Raw genomic sequence first — 18,505 nt, 5'->3', positions numbered from 1 at the left:
ACCCTCGACCTAAAAGTTTACAGATAATTTTCCTCTCACAAAAAATGGTACTCCAGGTGTAAAATGAATCTCTTCGAAGGAAGTAGGTTCATTAAAAAGACGACTTTCCGTAGCAAATTGGGTCTCATTCCAGTCTATATCAAAGAGATTTTCTACGATCACACCGAAAGTCCAGTTGTTTACGCTGTAATTCAGGTTTAGATCGGTGACAAAATAGCCTTCCGCTACAATGGAATTGTCTTCATTGGCCGGTCTGTCCTTGATATATCTGTAGTTGATCCCACCTGAAAAATTCCCAAGATCTCTTACTGCGAATCCTCCTGCAGACGTCAGGTCCGGGGCCAGGGGAATGAAATCCTCTCCATCTGCTTCTTCAGTACTACGGGCATAGGTATAGTTGATGTCTCCGTTGAAATACAACCAATCCGTCAGTTGATAGCGGAGGCCAAAGTCTGCCCCTACCCGACGGGTTTTACCACTGGGTTCCACGATGCCGGCATCTCCGACATACACAAATTCCTGTTGTAAGTACAAAGCCCACAGCGCCGCGTTTATCACCAACCTGTCCGTGGGTTTTACGATAGCGCCAAGGTCCGCTCCAAAAGCCCCTGGAAGGATATCCTCACCGCTGTTTGCCACTACAACACGAGTGTCATTGGAATGAAAACCAATTCCTGTTTTAGCGAATAACTGAAGGTTATCCGAAGCTGCGAAAATGGTGTTGAATTTAGGTCCAAAGAAAACTTTGGTTTCACTCAGGCTGGTATACAGTTCCGGGATCTGGTCCTGATAATCAAACCTGAAATAGTCCATCCGGAGCCCTGGGTTAAACGTCCACTTACCCTTCTTATAGGTGGCCTCAGCGAAGGCATAGGCATTTACTTCATCCACATTACCAAAAGCAAGACGTTCTAACAAGGTTGAGCGGTTTTGTGTTCTTGAAAGCTGGTTATTGTTTACATCGTCATACCTGAAACCTACACCGGCAGTATAATTCAGCTGGGAAGAGTGGTCTTCCAGATGAAATGAGCGGTTGTAAGCCGTTTCCGCCCCGATAATGACCCTGTCCTCAAACTGCTGTATCTGATCCGCGTTGACCGGATCTTCAAGGAAAAACGTAAAATTCGAGAACAGCTCAAAATCATATGCCGAAACATAGGCATGAGACTTGATGGTTCTATGCTCGTCCAGCTGTTTGGTGTGATTGACCCAGATGTTGGAACGACTTGTACTTCCACCTTCCGTATCGTCAATAGCACCAAAACGGCTGATCAAACCCTGGTCTACCGCTCTCTGCGGGATCTGCCCTGAAGCGTCCCATTTGCTTTGAAAATGCGAAAGTGAAATGGTCAGCTTCTCATCCTCCCGGTTATTGAAGTTGTAACGCCCCATGATGTTTAACCGGTTAAAATTCTGAGGAGATTCAAAAACCCCATCTGTGAGTACCATTTCGGAAGCCAGATAGGCATTGCTCTTATCACCTTCTGTAATTTTTAGCATACTCAGGGCTCGCAAGGTGTTAAACTGACCGGCTTCAATGGAAACCAGATTCTGATCAATGGTCTCCCTGGTTTTCAGGTTCACATAGCCAGCCGTATTGAAATTACCCTGATTGGCGTAATAAGGCCCTTTTCCAAAGTCGATATTGTCTATGGTCTCAGGGATGATGAAGTGCATATCCGCATATCCCTGTCCGTGGGCGTGAGATACCATGTTTACAGGCATACCGTCTACATTGATGGCAATGTCTGTTCCGTGATCGATATCAAAACCCCTGAGGAAGATCTGTTCTGCCTTACCTCCACCGGCATGCTGGCCGATGATCAGCCCCGGTACTCTTCGCAGGACCTCCTGAGAAGATTTTACAGGATTGGCCTTTACATCCACATCTACAAACTGGCTCAAGGCGTTCACTTTGGAGACCAGCACCACCTGATCCAGGGATACCGCAGATTCTTTAAGTACAATGGTGATGGTAGCATCTAGCTGGCCCTCTGTGATCGTAATTTCCTGGTTCTCATAACCCAGACTTGAAAAGAAGATGACATCTCCAACTGATATATCGTCCAGTTCAAAATATCCTGAAATATTTGAATAGGTATATCCGCCGGTAGTCCGGTTGAACACTCCTACTCCTTCAAGAGGAACATTGTCTTCTGATACTATGGTTCCGTTCAGTTCGTGACCATATGCAGTTCCAAATACCAGTATGGCTATGATGCTTAGCCCTATTTTATTCAGTATAACTCGTATCATAATCTATTTTTATGCAATAAACATTTAACACTTAATTCAAAAGCAGGTTAATGTAGGGGGAAGAAACCCTATGAAAGTCAACTCGTCATGAGGGTTTATCTCATTAACGAGAGCTAACGATATGTTACCGCCTTTTCAAGGCAGTTGGTTCCATAAAGGTGTTATGAGTTTTGCGGGGGATAGAAAATGGAAAATGGAAATCCGGATAAAAGTTCCGAACTCAGGTAAGAATTAACAGAGTCAGGCTGTATTAAATTGCTTGAAGCAAAGTAAAATGCCTGTTTGGTAAAGTGCTTGTCCAGTTTCAGGGTGAACTCCAGGGATTCGGAGGGAGGAAAGTCATTCCAATCTGAGCCCTCCAAAAGGGTCTGGAAGAAATCGATAAAGGCATGCTCATGATCCGCAGCTTGCCCTACCCGATGCATTTGATAGGCATGTTCTTTTTGGTCCATATCATGGACAATAACGGTATGAGGGGCTTCAAGTCCATGGGAGATCTGATGAACTATACCTCCGATCTGCTGATGCAATGGGCTTATCAAATAATAGAAAGCCATGCAGAGCGCCAAAATTCCAGCAAATCGCGGTTTCATTTTCATTTGTTCGAGGTAGTCATTTTTTCACTACCGCTTATTGGTTATTCCAGAAGCTCAACTATCGTGGCTTCTATAAATGCCGCATATTCGGCAATTGTGGGAAGTTCAAAGATCTTATTCAGACCCAGACCCATCCCGAGTTCTTCGTTTATCCTGGTAGTCACCCTGATCGCCGCCAGGGAGTGCCCGCCAAGGGTGATGAAGTTATCGTGTACTCCGATCTTCTTTAGTTGCAATACCTCCTTCCATATGCCTTCCAGGAGTTCTTCAATCTCATTTCGGGGAGCCACGTAGGCCGTTTCCATTTCCAATTGTGCCTCGTTGAAACTCTGTAAGGCCAAACGGTCTACCTTTCCATTAGAAGTAAGTGGCAGACTCTCCAGTCGTTTATATACCGAAGGGACCATATAAGATGGCAGCCGGCCCCTTAGGAAGGTATAAAGCTCCCTGTCCGTAACTTTATCGTCCGAGGTATAATATCCTACTAACTTTCTTCTTTCTTCAGCTGCATAAGGACTATCCAGATAGCCGATCTCCTTCATAATACGCTTTACTTCTTTCTCATCAATGTATTCATTGATCTCTTCCAGGGTCTCCGCCCGGGTCTTGTGCCCAAGTCGGACATCCCAACTATATGGGAAAGAGTAATTGCTGTATCCTTTTTCTTTCTTATGCACGTAGATCCCCACCTGGTTGATCAGGCAGTTCGTAGACCTTCCGGTATCCGTAGGTCTTTCCCAACCCACTTTTTCTTTTAGAAAATGCAGCATCTCCGTCAGGCTGACATCGCTATAGCGATAAAAATCAACAAACTGCACTTTCTCAAAAGTAGCCGGGTCCTGGAACATGGAAACATCCATAAGGTTTTTAACCGCGTCCTCTTCCTGATGGTAGAGTTTACGGGCCTCCAGTATGGTTTCGTCAATTGTAGCAGTATCCCGTGAGCTTTCCCAAAAGAGCTCCTCCGTAAGTCGGGTTTCAAAAAACTGACCACGAGACAGGCCTGTAACCACGAATGGAATATTGCGCTCCAGGGCGATCTGTGTGCTAAGGGTATAGATCACCTTAAAGCAGCCGTTACAAACGTTGGCATGCCGGTGCAGACTGTCCACAAATACCTTATTCATATGCGGTGTTTCCCCGTAAATATGGTCAACCCCCAGTTTCTTTACGATCTTGTTTATGTTGTTCTTCGCCTGATCTGAAATGTAGCCGTTGTCCAGGGTGAAAGCCAATACTTTAAGGCCCATATTTACCAATCGGGCCAATATATAGGTACTGTCTTTTCCTCCGCTGAGCAAGGTCAGGCAATCGTAGTCTACCCCTTTGGCTTTGGGTGCCGAGAGTAACTGCTTAAGATCCTCCTCGGTCTTAAAATACTTCGCCGCCTCATGACGGTATCCTTTAAAGGAGTTACAAAGGTGGCATACTCCTTCATCGTCAAAATCCGCATTCGGATAGTTAGATGGCAAACCACATTCCGCACAGTTTAACACCTTATCCTCGGTATTGCGAGACGAAGGATCCAAAAGAACCACCGCGGCGCTGTTTACCGCCTCGTGTTCATTGAGATTGGCCTCAATATCCGTCAATTCAATTCTATAACCTTTAAGCTTAACCTGTTCGTCTATCCGACCCAGGAATTCCAATTCCCCATCGCTATTCCATCGCGCCAGATCACCGGTTTGATAAAGCCGGTTCTCAGATATACCCTCTCGGACGGCGAATTTTTCCTGGTTTAATTTTGAATTGTTCAGATATCCCTTCGCTATACCATGACCTCCCAGGAACAGTTCCCCGGCTACTCCTGCCGGGTTCAGGTTGCCATAAGGATCGAGTATGAATACCTGCATATTTCGAATAGGTTGGCCTATGGGAACAGACGTTCTGTTGTGCTTTTTAGGGTCGAATCTGGAAACCACACAGCCCACAGTAGCCTCCGTGGGGCCATATTCATTATAAACCGTAGCTTTTCCATCGAGTTCCTCATGTATCTTAAGTGCCACGTCTGTCCTCAGGTCTTCACCTCCAATTATCACAGTGCGGATCTTGGATTCAACAAGTTCTATTCCCGAGATCAGGTTAAGGTGAGAGGGGGTTAGCTTAATGGCTTCAACGATATTGTCCTCAATTACCTGAAGAATAGACATATCCGGACCCCTTTCATTCTCCTTATAGATCACAATCTCCCCACCCGTCAGAAGCGGCAAAAAAGTAGATGTAATCGTCAGATCGAACCCAACTGATGTAAAGAGCGGAAAACTCGAAGGCCGATCTTCCAGATAATAGGAAGCAGCCCAACCACTATAGTTGCTAAGCGCCAGGTTAGGGATAACCGTTCCCTTTGGATCTCCGGTAGATCCGGAGGTAAATATGATATAGGCCGGATCTTCTTCCTTAGGCGAGAAATAGGTTTCCGCAGCCAGATCTTCCTCAGAAATCTCTAAGGATCCGTGATCAATTTCTATGGTTGGTTTGGATATGATGGATAGCTTCCTGGCCAGTAATTCATTTGTCAGCAAAAGAACGCAATCGGCTGTCTCTACCATATATTTGACCCGATGTTCCGGCAGGTCCGAAGCAATGGGAACAAAAACAGCTCCCAATTTCATCACGGCCAGAATACTTATAATGTATTCAGGGCTTCGGAAAAAGCAGACCCCAATGGCATCCCCGGGTTTAACCCCTTGTTCCTTTAACTTTAAGGCCAGGGCTCCTACTTTCCTTTCCAGATCCCTGTAATCTATGGTCTCCGAGCCTAATCGCAAGGCGGTGGATTCCGGGAATTTCCTTGCGGTTTGATGAAATCTTTCTATCGTTGGAACGAACTTCCAGCCCTTTTCAGGCTTTGGGATCAGTACACTTTTTTCGTCCGCGGTGATCAATTCCGGTTTTAATATGGGGGTATCCAGGTCTGTAATGAAGGCATCGAGTAATTTGGTGAAATGGACCGAAACCTTTTCACGTAAGTCTTTGCTAAACACCTCGTCATTCAGGTCTATCGCGATCTCAAAAGCTCCGCTGGACTGAAAATCCATCACATGGCAGCGGATCTGATGCTGCTCATCCATATGACCCGGGTGTATCCAGCTTGTTTTGGTTTCAAAATCGCAAAAGTCGCCGAATTCGGTATTGATATAGTTTAGCACCGCATTGAAACTCTGATTCAGTTTGTAATTCGATTCTCCCTGAGTGCTATATCGCAAATAGTCGTTTATTTCCAGTGCATTCCGCTTTATCAGCGTCCTGAAGGTATCAGATGCCTGAAGTTCATTTATCAAAGGGAATACCTGAACAAAGTAGCCGACCGTTCTGGCGAACTTTCTTGTACCCCTATTGTGCGAAGGAGCACCTATGGCGATCTGCTGCTTGCCACTTGTCCTGTAAAGGAATACAAAGAAGAGGCTGGTAAAGAAGTTGAAGAGCGATAAATGCTCCGACCAGCTTCTGAGATCAGGATCAGTAATAAGCGCTCTGATCTTATCTGACTTTTCTTTGCTAAGCGGAATAGAGATCCGTGAGGCCCGGGTAGCGCTACCTTCTTTTTTCACCCCGTAGTACCTGGGCAACTGACCTAAGCCTTCAAGCTTTTCCGACAAAAGCCCGGTATTGTTGTTCTCTCTCTTTCCGTTTTTTTGGGAAACTAGATCATCAATATATTCAGAATAAGGGGCTGGATTAATGTCTTTAGGTAATTCGGTACGGTTTAGATACGCTTTGTAATAATCCGCTGTATTCTGAAAGATGGTGGCTAGTGAAACCGCGTCCGTAATAAGGTGATGCATATTAAGGAACCAGATAAACTTACGTTCACCCCTTCGGATCAGGGCCGAATCAAAAGCGCTGTTATCCAGTTCAAGCAGCCGTTGACTGCGTTTTTCCAGCCATAATTGAACCGCTTGGTCTGTTTCCAACGAGAGGTCAATGCACTCCATTTCGTAGGACATATCACTTTTAACCGATTGCATCGGTACGCCATCTTCTTCCTTGAAAACCGTGCGGAAAGCCTCTACCTCGTATACCAGCTTTTGGAAGGCCTTTCTAAATGCCTTTAGGTCTAATTCAGCTGCTATGGTAAAAGCATATGCGGTATTGTGAATCGGAACATCAGGGTGCATCTTTTGTCCGATCCAGAGGGTTTGTTGGTTACTTGTTAGGGCTCTTTTCATAACTGTAGCTGGGAAACCAAGTGGTTCAACCAGTCTCTTGTTTTCGTTTCAAAAGAAAACTTTCTATACTATTTAAGTTAAGAAAATTTTCAACTGTCATATCTGAAGGTCCAATTTTAACGTCAAATTCGTTTTCCAGGAATAGTACCAATTTCATCATTCCAACAGAATCTATGATACCGCTTCCCAGGAGATCCTCTTGCATATCAAGCTCTGTAAGGGGTTCATTGGCCACCTCCTCCTTAATATATTTGGCTATTTTATCCGTCATAGACCTGGGCCTCCAATATTTTTATTATTTCGTTCCTGTCAATTTTTCCTGAGCCTGTTCTCGGGAAGTCCTCCATAATCCTAAGCGAACTGGGTACAGCATAAGAAGGCAGGAAGGTTTTGCTGAAGTTCAGGATCTCATCCGCATGCATACCTGAACCGGCCACCAAACGGACCACAGCTTCCAGTTCCCTTTCGTCCTCAGCAGTTTCCACAACGACAACCGCGGCCTCTTCAACCTGGTCATTTTTAAGAAGGGTCACTTCTATCTCGTCCAGTTCAATACGATATCCCCGTAGTTTTATCTGACGGTCATTCCTACCCAGGAAGAGCAATTCTCCCTTTTCGTTCTCCTTTACCTGGTCTCCTGTGCGGTAGAAGATATGATCGTAACCGGCAGCTTGAGGAAGCCTCAAAAAGGACCTTTCCGTAAGTTCCTTATTGTTCCAGTATCCCGCCATAAGTGTGGCAGTTCTTACTACGAGTTCCCCTACCTCACCCTTTGTCACTTCCTGGTCAGCGGAGTCTATAATCATATAGTCCGTATTTCCCCAAACCGTTCCAATAGGGACCATTTCATCCACTTCGGGTGGTTCAGGAATAATATAATAGGTACAGGCGACGGTTTCTGCCGGCCCGTAAAGATTATTAAACTTCGCGTGCGGCCATTTGATCATCAATTCCCTGAGGTGTTTTACCGGGAATACCTCCCCTATGAATAGCACCCAGCGCAGGCTGCTAAAGTCGTGCTCGTCTATCTCTCCATGTAACAGAACCTGTACCAGGGTAAGCGGTACAGAATACCATACGGTAATTTTTTCTTTTGCTACCAGTGCCGCAAGGCTTACCGGTAGTCTTAAATGAGCATCCGGAATAATAACAGTAGTAGCCCCGACCATAGGAGCCGCAAAATAGCCGAAGGTAGAGGGATCAAAATGCAGGGGCGCAAAATTACCCACCCGGTCATCGCTACTAAAATCATGGAGATCCGCCGCCAGTCTGGCAAGGCTTAAACCACTGTAATGCGTATGCATAATACCTTTTGGAGTTCCCGTAGAACCCGAGGTATATAAAATAAACGCGAGATCCTGCTCCAGGATATTAGGAGGTGTGAAAGCTTCCAGGGACCTTGAAAATACCGTTTCCCAGGTATAGGCCTTTACATCGGGGCTTTCTACCTCCGCCAGGCCTACAACCGAAGTCAAAAAGGGCGCTTCGGCGGCAATTTTGTCAATCTTTGGTTTTTGGGCAGGGGTTGTCAGCAGATGTTGTATGTTACAATCAGCCATAATAGTAACGACCCTGGCAACCGGCATAAACGGATTAATAGGGACAAAAGCCCCACCGGCCTTAAAGACGCCGTGTACGGCTGTAGCGGTTTCCAGGCATCGGTTCATAAAGATCCCGACCCTGTCCCCTTTTTGCAATCCGGCATCTATCAGGTAGGAAGCCAACTGATTGGATTGCTCCTCAAGTTTTGAATAGGTGATAGCATTATCGAGGCATCGAAATGCTTCTTTATTAGGGAATTGAGCAGCAGACCGCTCAATGATTTGTGCCAAATTATATATCATGTCCACAATAGGCTTCGTTCACAGCCATTCTTCAAGGGGCAGTAACATGAAAAACGTGCGCCGTAAAATTAGCTTAAGATTTCTAAGATGTCAAATAATCGGGCAGGTTGTGAACCTGACTTTCGGTACAATCGTCGAAAAAAACCGGTTTAAATGAGGTTTTTTCAAAAATTGTAGCATATTTAACGAAAATTTCGAGAAAATATGCGGATTCGCCAGGTATATTTTTAAAGATTCGTAATCTTGCAAAGAGTTGCGTCAATTTCCTGATAATATTTTAAACCACCTAACCTTCATTCGACAATCGCGGATCAGCAAAAGTTTTGCTTACTTTTAACAAAAATTCTATGAAGCATATCTCACGATTATTCCTTTGTATTTTTTTCTTATTGTCTGCTCATGCAGCTTATAGCCACAGTATTGATCAGAGCTATATTTATTTAAGGGTTTATGAAACCGCGGGTATAGAAGGCAGGTTTGATGTCAAGATAACGGACCTGAACGAAACCCTGGGCCTCTCCTTACCCTTACACCCTACACCAGAGGAACTGGCGCCCTATTTAGCTCAGATCGAAGCCTATTTCCTGGCAAACACCGCCTTTTCTTCAGTTTATGGGGAGCATAAGATCGTTTTTACCGGAGAACGTGGAGAGATCTTTGTCAAGGACGGGGATTTCCTGCTTTTTCATTTCAAACTGGAAAATGTAGAAAAACTTCCGGATGAACTGACAGTGACCTATTCGGCTTTCTTAGAGAACGATCCCAAGCAAATGAACCTTTTGGGCATGGAATACAACTGGAAAGCCGGTCTTATCAACAATGAAACCATATTTGCCCTGGACTTTACCGAGGGTAACAGTACGAAAACCATGTCTCTGACGGACACATCCCTTTGGAAAGGCTTTGAAGCCATGGTGAGACAAGGTGTCTGGCATATTTGGATCGGGTTGGATCACATTCTTTTCCTGGTCGCCCTTATCCTTCCCTCAGTTGTACGAAGACGGGAACCAAAACTGGCGGTTGAATCAGAAACGAGCAAACCTAAATTTGATATTTGGGGATGGGATCCGGTACCTAAGTTTCGGCCTGCTTTCATATATATCATTAAGGTGATCACCTTTTTTACTATCGCCCATACCATCACTTTGAGCCTGGCCTCTCTGAACATCATCAATTTACCCTCTCGCCTGGTGGAAACTATTATCGCTTTCTCCATCGGCCTGGCGGCTTATCACAATATCAAGCCTATTTTTAAGGGTAGGGATTGGGTAATTGCCTTTGTTTTTGGATTATTCCACGGTTTTGGCTTTGCCAGCGTTTTGGCTGATCTCGGGTTTAAAGGAGAAAATCTGACACTCTCATTACTCGGCTTTAATATTGGTGTTGAATTGGGTCAGGTGGCTATTATTGCCATGATCTTCCCAGTGCTTTACCTTATTCGGAAACTGAAACTGTATCCCAAACTTTTGGTGTTCATCTCAATAATGCTTATAATTATTTCGCTCTACTGGTTTGTTGAACGGGCATTTGATATTGATCTGCCACTAGACGATTACTTAAGGCGTGAAGGATATAAGATTGCAGTTAAGCTAGGACTTAGATAGTGATTGCACCCCAATGAAAGACCATCAGGAAGAAAGTTCTATTCTAAAACGATGGAAGGAGCGGCAAAAGGAAACGGCCGTTACCCCTGGCATAACCAGGGCACCGGAGAACGTCAGGATCCCGGCGTCCTACGGGCAGCAAAGGCTGTGGTTCCTGCAACAGTTATATCCTGAAAATCCGGTTTATAATTTTTCGGAACTATTTACTTTTAAGGGGCCCCTATCGGTTGCCACATTGCTCAAAAGCCTTCAAAAGGTTTATGAGGCAAATGATGTGCTCAGAACCTCCTATTTCCTTGAGGAGAATACCGTATATCAGAAGGTCCAGGATGCCACAACGCTTCCTGTCACTCAACACGATTTGTCCGGACTTGCTGAGGCCGATAAGGCAGCGGAGAGAAAAGCGATACTGGATAAGGAAGCCGCCACGGATTTCTATCTCGACAAGCCCCCGCTCATAAGAGCCACTTTGATTGTATTAGGTGCAGAGGAGCACGAATTGCTCATCACCATGCATCACATCATCGTGGACAAATGGTCTATGTCCCTTTTGGCTGATCAGATCGCGGCTTTCTACGCCGATGAAACATTGCCAATACAGTCCGTAGTCCCGGAGGACCAACTTCAGTTTACGGACTACGCTTATTGGCAACAAAAAAAGGGTATTGATCCCAACCAACTGGCATATTGGAAAAACAAACTGTCTGGAGAGATCCCAAAACTTTATCTTCCCACAGATCATCTTCCTCCACCTCAGTATACCTTTAGAGGTAATACAATTCGCAGGGATCTGAGCAGAGAACTGTCTAAGGAAATACTTGATCTGGCAACAAGCCTGGGAACGACCCCTTATGTACTGCTGTTATCCGCATTCTATCTGATGCTTTGGCGTTATAGCTCGGAAAAAGATATTTTGGTGGGATCCCCGGTTTCTATCAGGAATCAAAAATCATTGGAAGATGTCATGGGATTTTTTGATGAGACCGTGGTGATACGTCAAAAGATTGATCCCTCCGCATCTTTTAGGGAACTCGTTCAGCAAGTAAAGGTAGCAACCCTGGAGGCCTTCGCAAATGCGGAAGTCCCTTTTGAGGTACTGGTGCGCGAACTGAAGCCGGAGCGTTCTCTCAACGAGAATCCATTTTTCCGGGCCATGTTCATTTATCACGCGGTACCGGACAGTCCCTTTACTACCGCAGGTCTCAGTGCAGACCATGCTTTCTATGGCGCCGGAGTGTCCAAGTTCGATCTTACGCTGTATATGTCTAACGAAAATGGGATACTATCCCCCTATTTTGAATACAGCACGGACATTTTTGAACAGAGCACCATTGAGCAGTTTTTAGATCACTACACTTTGCTTCTGGAGGGTATCGCTGACAAGCCACAAAGGTCCCTTACCGAAATACCCATGCTCACCGACAAAGAGCGGCAAAGTTTTCTAAGTACCTCAAAAGAAGAAAAAGGACCTTACAACAGTTACGCGGCCATACACGACATCATAGAAGAACAAGCGAGTAAAAGGCCGGATGCGCAAGCTCTGGTTTTCGGAGATCACGGTATCAGCTACTCTGAAATGGAGCAAAGGGCAACAGAACTCGCCCTGACCATCTTTGAACATACCCGGGGTGAAAACAAGATTGTTGGATTGTGTATAGACCGATCCCTGGAGATGGTTATAGGCTTGCTGGCAATTTTAAAGGCCGGATGCGCCTATATGCCAATTGATCCTGAGTATCCGGAGCAGCGAATAAGTTTTATGCTGGAAGATTCGGATTGTGAGTACGTTCTTGTAGAAGGAGATCTTAAAGAACGCTTTGCAAATTCCGGAGTTAGGTTGTTTGTAGCTGATCAATCCGAAGCTGAGCATTCCTTTGAAAAACAAGATCTGCCTCAGGTTAAGCCATCTGATCTTGCCTATGTGATCTTTACTTCGGGCAGCACAGGTCGACCCAAGGGGGTGCCCATAACACATGGGAACATAATCCGGTCTACGGAAGGCCGACTTACCTTTTATCCTGAGCGCCCGGAAGTATTCCTGCTGATGTCTTCGGTTTCCTTTGACAGCTCCAAAGCCGGTATTTTCTGGACCTTATGTACAGGTGGAACTTTGGTAGTATCCGAAAAGAGAATAGAACAGGATATTGATCGGCTTTCCGAGCTGATCCGCAAAAATGACGTAAGCCACACGCTTATGTTGCCATCCCTATATGGATTATTGCTGGAATTCGGGAAAGCAGAGGATTTGGCTGTCTTAAGGTCCGTCATTGTGGCCGGAGAATCCTGCCCTACAGCTCTGGTTGAGCGACATTTTGAGAAAACCTCAGGAATTAAGCTTTACAATGAGTACGGGCCTACCGAGGCAACCGTATGGTGTATCGCTCATCAAATAAAAAAAGAAGATACCGTTAACGAAATTCCAATTGGGCGTCCGGTAGCGTCTGCCCAGGTTGTTTTATTAGACGAAAATCTAAACCTTGTCCCTCCCGGCGGAATTGGCGAGATCTTTGTAGGTGGGCCCGGTCTCACCTCCGGCTACCTGAAAAGGGATGATCTCAATAGCGACTTTTTTGTCGAGAATCCTTTCAAAGGTGTTGCCGGGGAACGTCTGTACCGAACGGGTGACCTGGGGAAATATAGAAAGGACGGGCTAATAGAATTCATCGGCAGAAAGGACCAGCAGGTTAAAATAAGGGGATATCGAGTAGAGTTGGATGAGATTGAAAATGCCTTGATGAACAACAAGTTGGTTACCGGAGCGGTGGTGCTGGCCGAGGACGTCCCCAATACGGAAAGTACTGTTCAGGCAGTGCCTTCGGCCGAAGACCTGGAGGAATTTATGAAGTCTATGGATGAAAAAACACGCCTGATACTTTTAAAATCGGTAACTTCACTTAGCGAAGCGGAAAAGGAATTCGTATTACAAAAACTGGCGGAAACAAAACAAAACTAAGGTTGTGGGGGCATTTCTGGAAGATCTAAAAGCTTTAACGGACAAGGACCGCGAATTACTGTTCTATCGCATAAAAGAGTGGCAGAACGGCGAGAACGGGGCATCCTCAACAGGAAATAAGAAAAGACTTCGCGCTTATATTACCGCAGATAAGGGTTTGGATATTAACGAGTTAAGATCTGATATTCAAGATCGTCTACCTGATTATATGCTTCCATCGGCAATCGTGGAGATCCCTGAATTCCCATTACTACCAAACGGGAAGGTAGACAAAAGGGCTCTTAAAAAAATCCGATCCGAAAAGCTGACCAGGCCGGAGGAAGAACTGTCCCGACCATTGACTGAGGTAGAAGAAAAGCTTTCGGATCTTTGGAAAGAGGTTCTCAACCTTGAGGCCGTGGGAATCAGAGAAAACTTCTTTGATATTGGGGGAGATTCACTGATGAGCATCCAGCTTATTGCAAAAGCAAGGGATATAGGGATCATGTTATCACCAAATCAGTTGTTTGATCATCAGACCATTGAATCGCTGGCGGCTTTCATTTCGGACCATAAAGGAGAAAAGGAACAATGGGATTATCTTGTCGCCCTTCGCAAGGAAGGCAGCAAAGCACCTCTGTTCTGTATTCATGCAGGAGGAGGCCATGTCTTCTTCTACAACAAACTAACTGAGCATATTGATCCGGAAAGACCGCTTTACGCTATACAGCCTTCCGGGCTTTACGGGGAAAAACAGTTGCATGGAAGTATTGAAGAAATGACTTCGGATTACATCCGTGCCATGCGATCCGTACAGCCTGTTGGCCCCTATAATGTGATGGTATATTGTTTCAGTGCCGCAGTGGGTCATGAAATGGCCATACAAATGAAGCGGCAAGGCCTGGATTACAATCTGATCGTTGTGGATACCATGGTACGGCCCTGGAGCCTGAATTCGCCGGACCGGCTTAAGCTAAGGGTGTCAGGCTTTATAAAGCGCTTCTTCAGGAATCCGTTTAAAACCATTCGATTTATGATAGAAGACCGGATCTGGATGATCCGTCCAACACTTATCAAATGGTTTGGCAACGATGATCAAAAGGCCCTGGAAAAGCTCAGAACCAATCTCGTTAAAGTTTGTTTAGCTTACGATTGGAAGCCTCACAATACAGGAATTTCATTGATACTTACCAACAAACCGGACGAAAGGATAAATACCATGATCCTGAATTCCTGGAAAGAGGAGATCGACGCGGATATTAAAGTATTGCATACTAAGGGCAATCACAGGACCCTATTTGAAAAATCCGACGTTCCATACGTTGCCAAAAAGATAGAAGAGTGTATTCTGGAAAGGAATTCCTAAAACTGTTTTCGTGGTGCTTAGTGATCTAGAACGAAACATAGCAATCATCTGGATACTGCCCTTTAATGATGCCCTGCCTCATTTAGATTTACTCAAGAGCACACTATCCCAAGCAGAAGTAGAACGATCAGAAAAATTTAAATTTACCAAAGACCAACATCGCTTTATACTTACCCGAGGAGTACTACGCACATTGTTGGGTAAATATTTAAACACAGATCCCGAGGCTGTTGAATTTGAATACAGCGCCTATCAGAAACCCTCACTTCACGGAAATCACTCCATCCAATTCAATGTGGGGCATTCCGGATCCTATGCGGTACTGGGCTTTCATCGGGATACCGAAATTGGGGTGGATGTTGAATTTCTCAATCCGGAACTGCAACCGCTTTCCATTGCTCAGAATTTCTTCTCGTCCAAAGAGGTAGAAAGATTGGGTAAATTCCCAAAAAATGAACAGATCCCGGCTTTTTACAGATGTTGGACGCGCAAAGAAGCCATCATAAAAGCCCTGGGAACGGGTTTGAGTTTTCCTCTGGACGCTTTTGCAGTCTCAATGGAAGATGATCAGGAAGCCGAACTATTGGAAACCTTGTGGGAGGCTGACGAAAGAGTTCACTGGCAAATGCGTTCACACAGGCTGGATGAGGAACACCTGGCCGCAGTGGCCATCAGGGACAGGGAAACTGAGATCCGCTTTAAGCCGTGGGAGTCCACTTTCTTATAAATTCTGAATCCTCAAACATCATTCGGACAAGATCAGTGGGCTCAATGTCCTGGATCTATACTGCTTATAAAGCAGGTTCATCTGCTCCATCTTCTCCTGATATTTTTTATTCTGAAGTATTTCTTCGATTTTTTGTTGGATGGCGTTAGCATCGTCCTGCTTCGTATCCCCGAGAATCCCTAAGCCGTGATAGCTAATTCGCGCAGCGCAACCATTCTGATCGTATTCCCCGCCGGAAAAGATCAACATGGGTACAGAAAAATGGATACACTCACTGATGGCATGTCCACCGCCGTGGTTAATACTGCAATCAGCTTCCTTCAGCACCTGCAATTGGGGCAGCCAGTTAAACACATAGACGTTATCCGGAAGGTCTTTAGAAAAGGATTCCGGGATCTTTCCTCCTGTTGTCATCACCAAGAGCCAACTTTTCACGCCTCTCACAGCTTCTATAACATTTTTCAAAAAGTCAGCGTCTGCCCGTTTGTTTGAGCTAACAGAACAATAAATGAGCCGGGAACCCGAAGCTTTTTTACGCTCGAAGATGTGCCGTAATTTTTCCTGGGTCTCCGGAGAGACTTTGTCCTGCCGCTTTTCAAATACCATCGGTCCCAAATAGCTAAAGCGATCCGGAGAGTCGTGTGGAAATTCCAATTCCTTTAAGGTCATTGTCAGTATTGGAAGCCTTTTATGGATGTAAATCGAAGGGAAATTCCGGTGGATCAGGTTTGCTGTCGGATAACCTAGTTGCCTGGCATATTTTTTTAAGAGAACTCTTCTGTAATTTCGGAATTGCAGCATGTCAAAGAGGTATCTACCGTAGATCTTGGCCTTGACGAAGGCCCAACCGTGAGCTATACCCGGGGCGCTTCCCTGGAACCCCTGGCCGGGAATGATCAAACGTCTTATAGGAGGCAGGCCTTTTATTCTGTAGAAATTATACCAGGAACTCAGAAGTTTGAACGGGATCTTTAAATCCATCAGTGTAAAGATGGCCTCATGCAGCTCCATATTCACCAGGGCAAAATCAGGATGTAGTTGCTGTAGTTTCGATTTAAACTCGTCCAGCCCCAGTAGCTCCCTCCCCTGCTCACTCAGGTATTTTGAACGCTTCAGATGGAGCCTGAACCTGGCTTTCCAGCCTTTGGCCTCTTTTCCGTCCGGGCCTTTAAGAACAGGATAAAAGTTGATCTCGGGGAGCTGCATATAAGGAAAACCCTGCTCTTCCACCCTGGACCTCACATCCAGGCAACTGAGGCAGGTTAGCTGATGACCTTCTTCTTGTAAACGGGACATTAGCTCGAAACTCGCATTGAGAAAACCTATGGAACCTGAAGTGATTATCGCGATATGAGCCATTCTGATTATTTAAATCCCAACAGCAGGATGGAGAGGGCATTAAGGTAATTTATCATTATTTCCTGTCTTTTATTCGATACATGAATTTGAGTCCACTCCAATCTTCATCTACCGAGCATACCTTTACATCAACCAATCCGTTCTCGAGCAGGTAATTGCGGATAGGATCGCGCGCCAGATCCGTAGGAATACTTGAACTACCCTTGGGCCAACTGACCCATAACATCCCATTTTTCTTCAGAAATGGCTTTACTCTTAAAGCATGCTTTTCAAATGCGGCCCTTTCTGTGCAGAAAAGGTGAATAAAATCCAGGCTTTCTACAGAAGGATCTTCTATGACATTCACCTCGGGCAGTATATCAAAAAGCATGAAATAATGTTCCGGGAGGTTGATGAAGTAAACATCGTAGCCTTCTTTAATACCTAATTTACGGGCCAGGGGTGTCCCGGAATAACCGCTTGTACTCATGCAATCTAAATGTGGCCACCGGATCCAGCCTAAGGCTATCTAACGGTTCAAACCCCGTTATCAAGTTCATTCAGGATATTTTCGGCAGAATTTGTAATTTTTTTATAACTCCGATAGCCCCATCGTGCAAAGAAGTACAGGAAAACCATTACTACCCCAATAAGGACATAAAGTGAGAATTCTTTTTCCATAATGAAAAAGTCCTTGTTCGATAACAACTTTGAAGCTACCGGTATGGTGGTAAAAAATAAGACAAAACTCAGATAAATTCCAAATTGTTGGATCATTAAAAGGTGATTCCTCGCTTTTTCAAATGCCACAATGGTGTCCCTGTAGTTTAGCTCCAATATATTGAGCTTTTTGATCTGATGGATCGCCCTTAGTACCAAAACCGGCATGATTAGAAGGAATGCCAGAGTTATACCACCGCACAATTTTAGATACCAGGTGTCCAGTTCTTCAAATTTCCACAGAATACCTATAGCTACTAAAAAGCAAATTACAGCTCCGACGGATTCATATCGGGTGATCTTTTCAAATTTATTGGTATAACGTTGTTGTGTCATATTCATAATGATTTTATCGGTTAGGTTTTTTTGTTTCTCCAACTCATCGCTCAGTTCTGTCCACAAGTTCTTTAGTTCTTCCAGTTCCATCGATTTAACTTTTAAGTATGCGGGACTTTAGTTTTTGTTTGATCCGGGAAATCCTGGTACCGACATTAGATTCGGTAAGTCCGGTAATTTCGGCTATCTCCTGATACTTCTTACCCTCCAACAGCAGTAACATTAAACCTTTTTCCAGTACGTTCAGTTTTTGAATTTGGGCGTATAGGATCTTAAGGCGATCTTCAAATTCCTGATCCTCATTTTCGGTAGCGCGCTGCACTATCTTATCAATTCCTGAACCACCAGGCTGTTTCTTACGGCTTCTGAGGTGAGAAATAGCGGTATTTAGAGCTACCCTGTACATCCACGTACTGATCTTGGACTCGTTCCTGAAGCTGTCAAAGGATTTCCACAACTGGTACACAATATCCTGATACAGATCTTTCTGATCACTCTCGTTGTTGGTATATACCGTGGTGATCTTAAAGATTACACCCTCATTGTCCTTTATCAGCTCGGTGAATTTCTGCTCTTTGGTCATTTATGCAGGCCGCCTTTTCCCTATTAGTGTTCAA

The 18,505-nt window shown here is 44.9% G+C and carries 13 protein-coding genes; 4 read left to right on the top strand and 9 right to left on the bottom strand.

The genetic code is table 11. The annotated features are described in order from the left end of the window. Window positions 1-9 precede the first annotated feature (9 nt). The 5 genes from GTQ38_RS14570 to GTQ38_RS14550 form a co-directional block, all read right to left on the bottom strand. Entirely contained in the window at window positions 10-2,256 is a 2,247-nt protein-coding gene (locus GTQ38_RS14570; RefSeq protein ID WP_161436279.1) for a TonB-dependent receptor, read from the bottom strand. Between the two features lie 161 nt (window positions 2,257-2,417). Beyond that, window positions 2,418-2,849, bottom strand: coding sequence for a hypothetical protein (locus tag GTQ38_RS14565; RefSeq protein ID WP_161436278.1), 432 nt, complete (start codon window positions 2,847-2,849; stop codon window positions 2,418-2,420). Between the two features lie 44 nt (window positions 2,850-2,893). After that, window positions 2,894-7,021, bottom strand: a complete 4,128-nt coding sequence (locus tag GTQ38_RS14560; protein ID WP_161436277.1) for a non-ribosomal peptide synthetase — start codon at window positions 7,019-7,021, stop codon at window positions 2,894-2,896. A gap of 25 nt (window positions 7,022-7,046) precedes the next feature. Further along, window positions 7,047-7,292: an acyl carrier protein gene (locus tag GTQ38_RS14555; protein ID WP_161436276.1), complete on the bottom strand. Its 246-nt coding sequence runs from the start codon at window positions 7,290-7,292 to the stop codon at window positions 7,047-7,049. Then, the gene (locus GTQ38_RS14550; RefSeq protein WP_161436275.1) at window positions 7,282-8,865 is read right to left on the bottom strand and encodes an amino acid adenylation domain-containing protein; all 1,584 of its coding nucleotides are present in this window, start codon (window positions 8,863-8,865) and stop codon (window positions 7,282-7,284) included. Before GTQ38_RS14550 ends, GTQ38_RS14555 begins: the two co-directional genes overlap by 11 nt. Before the next feature lie 347 nt (window positions 8,866-9,212). Between GTQ38_RS14550 and GTQ38_RS14545 the strand changes: the two genes are divergently transcribed. From GTQ38_RS14545 to GTQ38_RS14530, 4 genes are read left to right on the top strand one after another with little or no spacing between them, the layout of a single operon-like run. Next, the gene (locus tag GTQ38_RS14545; protein WP_161436274.1) at window positions 9,213-10,469 is read left to right on the top strand and encodes a HupE/UreJ family protein; all 1,257 of its coding nucleotides are present in this window, start codon (window positions 9,213-9,215) and stop codon (window positions 10,467-10,469) included. A gap of 13 nt (window positions 10,470-10,482) precedes the next feature. Next, window positions 10,483-13,422 carry a non-ribosomal peptide synthetase gene (locus GTQ38_RS14540; protein ID WP_161436273.1) on the top strand — a complete coding sequence of 980 codons (2,940 nt, stop codon included), beginning with the start codon at window positions 10,483-10,485 and terminating at the stop codon, window positions 13,420-13,422. 4 nt (window positions 13,423-13,426) lie between these two features. Next, the gene (locus tag GTQ38_RS14535; RefSeq protein ID WP_161436272.1) at window positions 13,427-14,767 is read left to right on the top strand and encodes a thioesterase domain-containing protein; all 1,341 of its coding nucleotides are present in this window, start codon (window positions 13,427-13,429) and stop codon (window positions 14,765-14,767) included. 13 nt (window positions 14,768-14,780) lie between these two features. After that, entirely contained in the window at window positions 14,781-15,494 is a 714-nt protein-coding gene (locus tag GTQ38_RS14530; RefSeq protein WP_161436271.1) for a 4'-phosphopantetheinyl transferase family protein, read from the top strand. An 18-nt stretch (window positions 15,495-15,512) separates the two neighbouring features. Here GTQ38_RS14530 and GTQ38_RS14525 read toward each other — a convergent pair whose 3' ends face one another. From GTQ38_RS14525 to GTQ38_RS14510, 4 genes are read right to left on the bottom strand one after another with little or no spacing between them, the layout of a single operon-like run. Then, a complete protein-coding gene (locus GTQ38_RS14525) occupies window positions 15,513-16,853 on the bottom strand; it encodes a nucleotide disphospho-sugar-binding domain-containing protein (RefSeq protein WP_161436270.1) in 1,341 nt (446 codons plus the stop codon). A 55-nt stretch (window positions 16,854-16,908) separates the two neighbouring features. Then, window positions 16,909-17,322 (bottom strand): DUF3052 domain-containing protein, encoded by a 414-nt coding sequence (locus tag GTQ38_RS14520; RefSeq protein WP_161436269.1) that lies wholly within the window; start codon window positions 17,320-17,322, stop codon window positions 16,909-16,911. 47 nt (window positions 17,323-17,369) lie between these two features. Continuing rightward, entirely contained in the window at window positions 17,370-17,978 is a 609-nt protein-coding gene (locus GTQ38_RS14515; protein WP_161436268.1) for a hypothetical protein, read from the bottom strand. Between the two features lie 4 nt (window positions 17,979-17,982). Then, window positions 17,983-18,471, bottom strand: a complete 489-nt coding sequence (locus tag GTQ38_RS14510) for an RNA polymerase sigma factor (RefSeq protein ID WP_161436267.1) — start codon at window positions 18,469-18,471, stop codon at window positions 17,983-17,985. Between the last annotated feature and the right edge of the window lie 34 nt (window positions 18,472-18,505).

Source organism: Poritiphilus flavus (assembly GCF_009901585.1).
In the GTDB taxonomy this organism is placed as follows: Bacteria; Bacteroidota; Bacteroidia; order Flavobacteriales; family Flavobacteriaceae; genus Poritiphilus; species Poritiphilus flavus.
The sequence above is the reverse complement of the archived record's forward strand: the minus strand, read 5'-3'. Positions and strand labels throughout refer to the sequence as shown.

What these genes read in the sequence shown, in the direction of transcription:
- GTQ38_RS14570 (WP_161436279.1), bottom strand. Translation starts at nt 2,256, where the DNA reads ATGATACGAGTTATACTGAATAAAATAGGGCTAAGCATCATAGCCATA.
- GTQ38_RS14565 (WP_161436278.1), bottom strand. Translation starts at nt 2,849, where the DNA reads ATGAAACCGCGATTTGCTGGAATTTTGGCGCTCTGCATGGCTTTCTAT.
- GTQ38_RS14560 (WP_161436277.1), bottom strand. Translation starts at nt 7,021, where the DNA reads ATGAAAAGAGCCCTAACAAGTAACCAACAAACCCTCTGGATCGGACAA.
- GTQ38_RS14555 (WP_161436276.1), bottom strand. Translation starts at nt 7,292, where the DNA reads ATGACGGATAAAATAGCCAAATATATTAAGGAGGAGGTGGCCAATGAA.
- GTQ38_RS14550 (WP_161436275.1), bottom strand. Translation starts at nt 8,865, where the DNA reads ATGATATATAATTTGGCACAAATCATTGAGCGGTCTGCTGCTCAATTC.
- GTQ38_RS14545 (WP_161436274.1), top strand. Translation starts at nt 9,213, where the DNA reads ATGAAGCATATCTCACGATTATTCCTTTGTATTTTTTTCTTATTGTCT.
- GTQ38_RS14540 (WP_161436273.1), top strand. Translation starts at nt 10,483, where the DNA reads ATGAAAGACCATCAGGAAGAAAGTTCTATTCTAAAACGATGGAAGGAG.
- GTQ38_RS14525 (WP_161436270.1), bottom strand. Translation starts at nt 16,853, where the DNA reads ATGGCTCATATCGCGATAATCACTTCAGGTTCCATAGGTTTTCTCAAT.
- GTQ38_RS14520 (WP_161436269.1), bottom strand. Translation starts at nt 17,322, where the DNA reads ATGAGTACAAGCGGTTATTCCGGGACACCCCTGGCCCGTAAATTAGGT.
- GTQ38_RS14515 (WP_161436268.1), bottom strand. Translation starts at nt 17,978, where the DNA reads ATGGAACTGGAAGAACTAAAGAACTTGTGGACAGAACTGAGCGATGAG.
- GTQ38_RS14510 (WP_161436267.1), bottom strand. Translation starts at nt 18,471, where the DNA reads ATGACCAAAGAGCAGAAATTCACCGAGCTGATAAAGGACAATGAGGGT.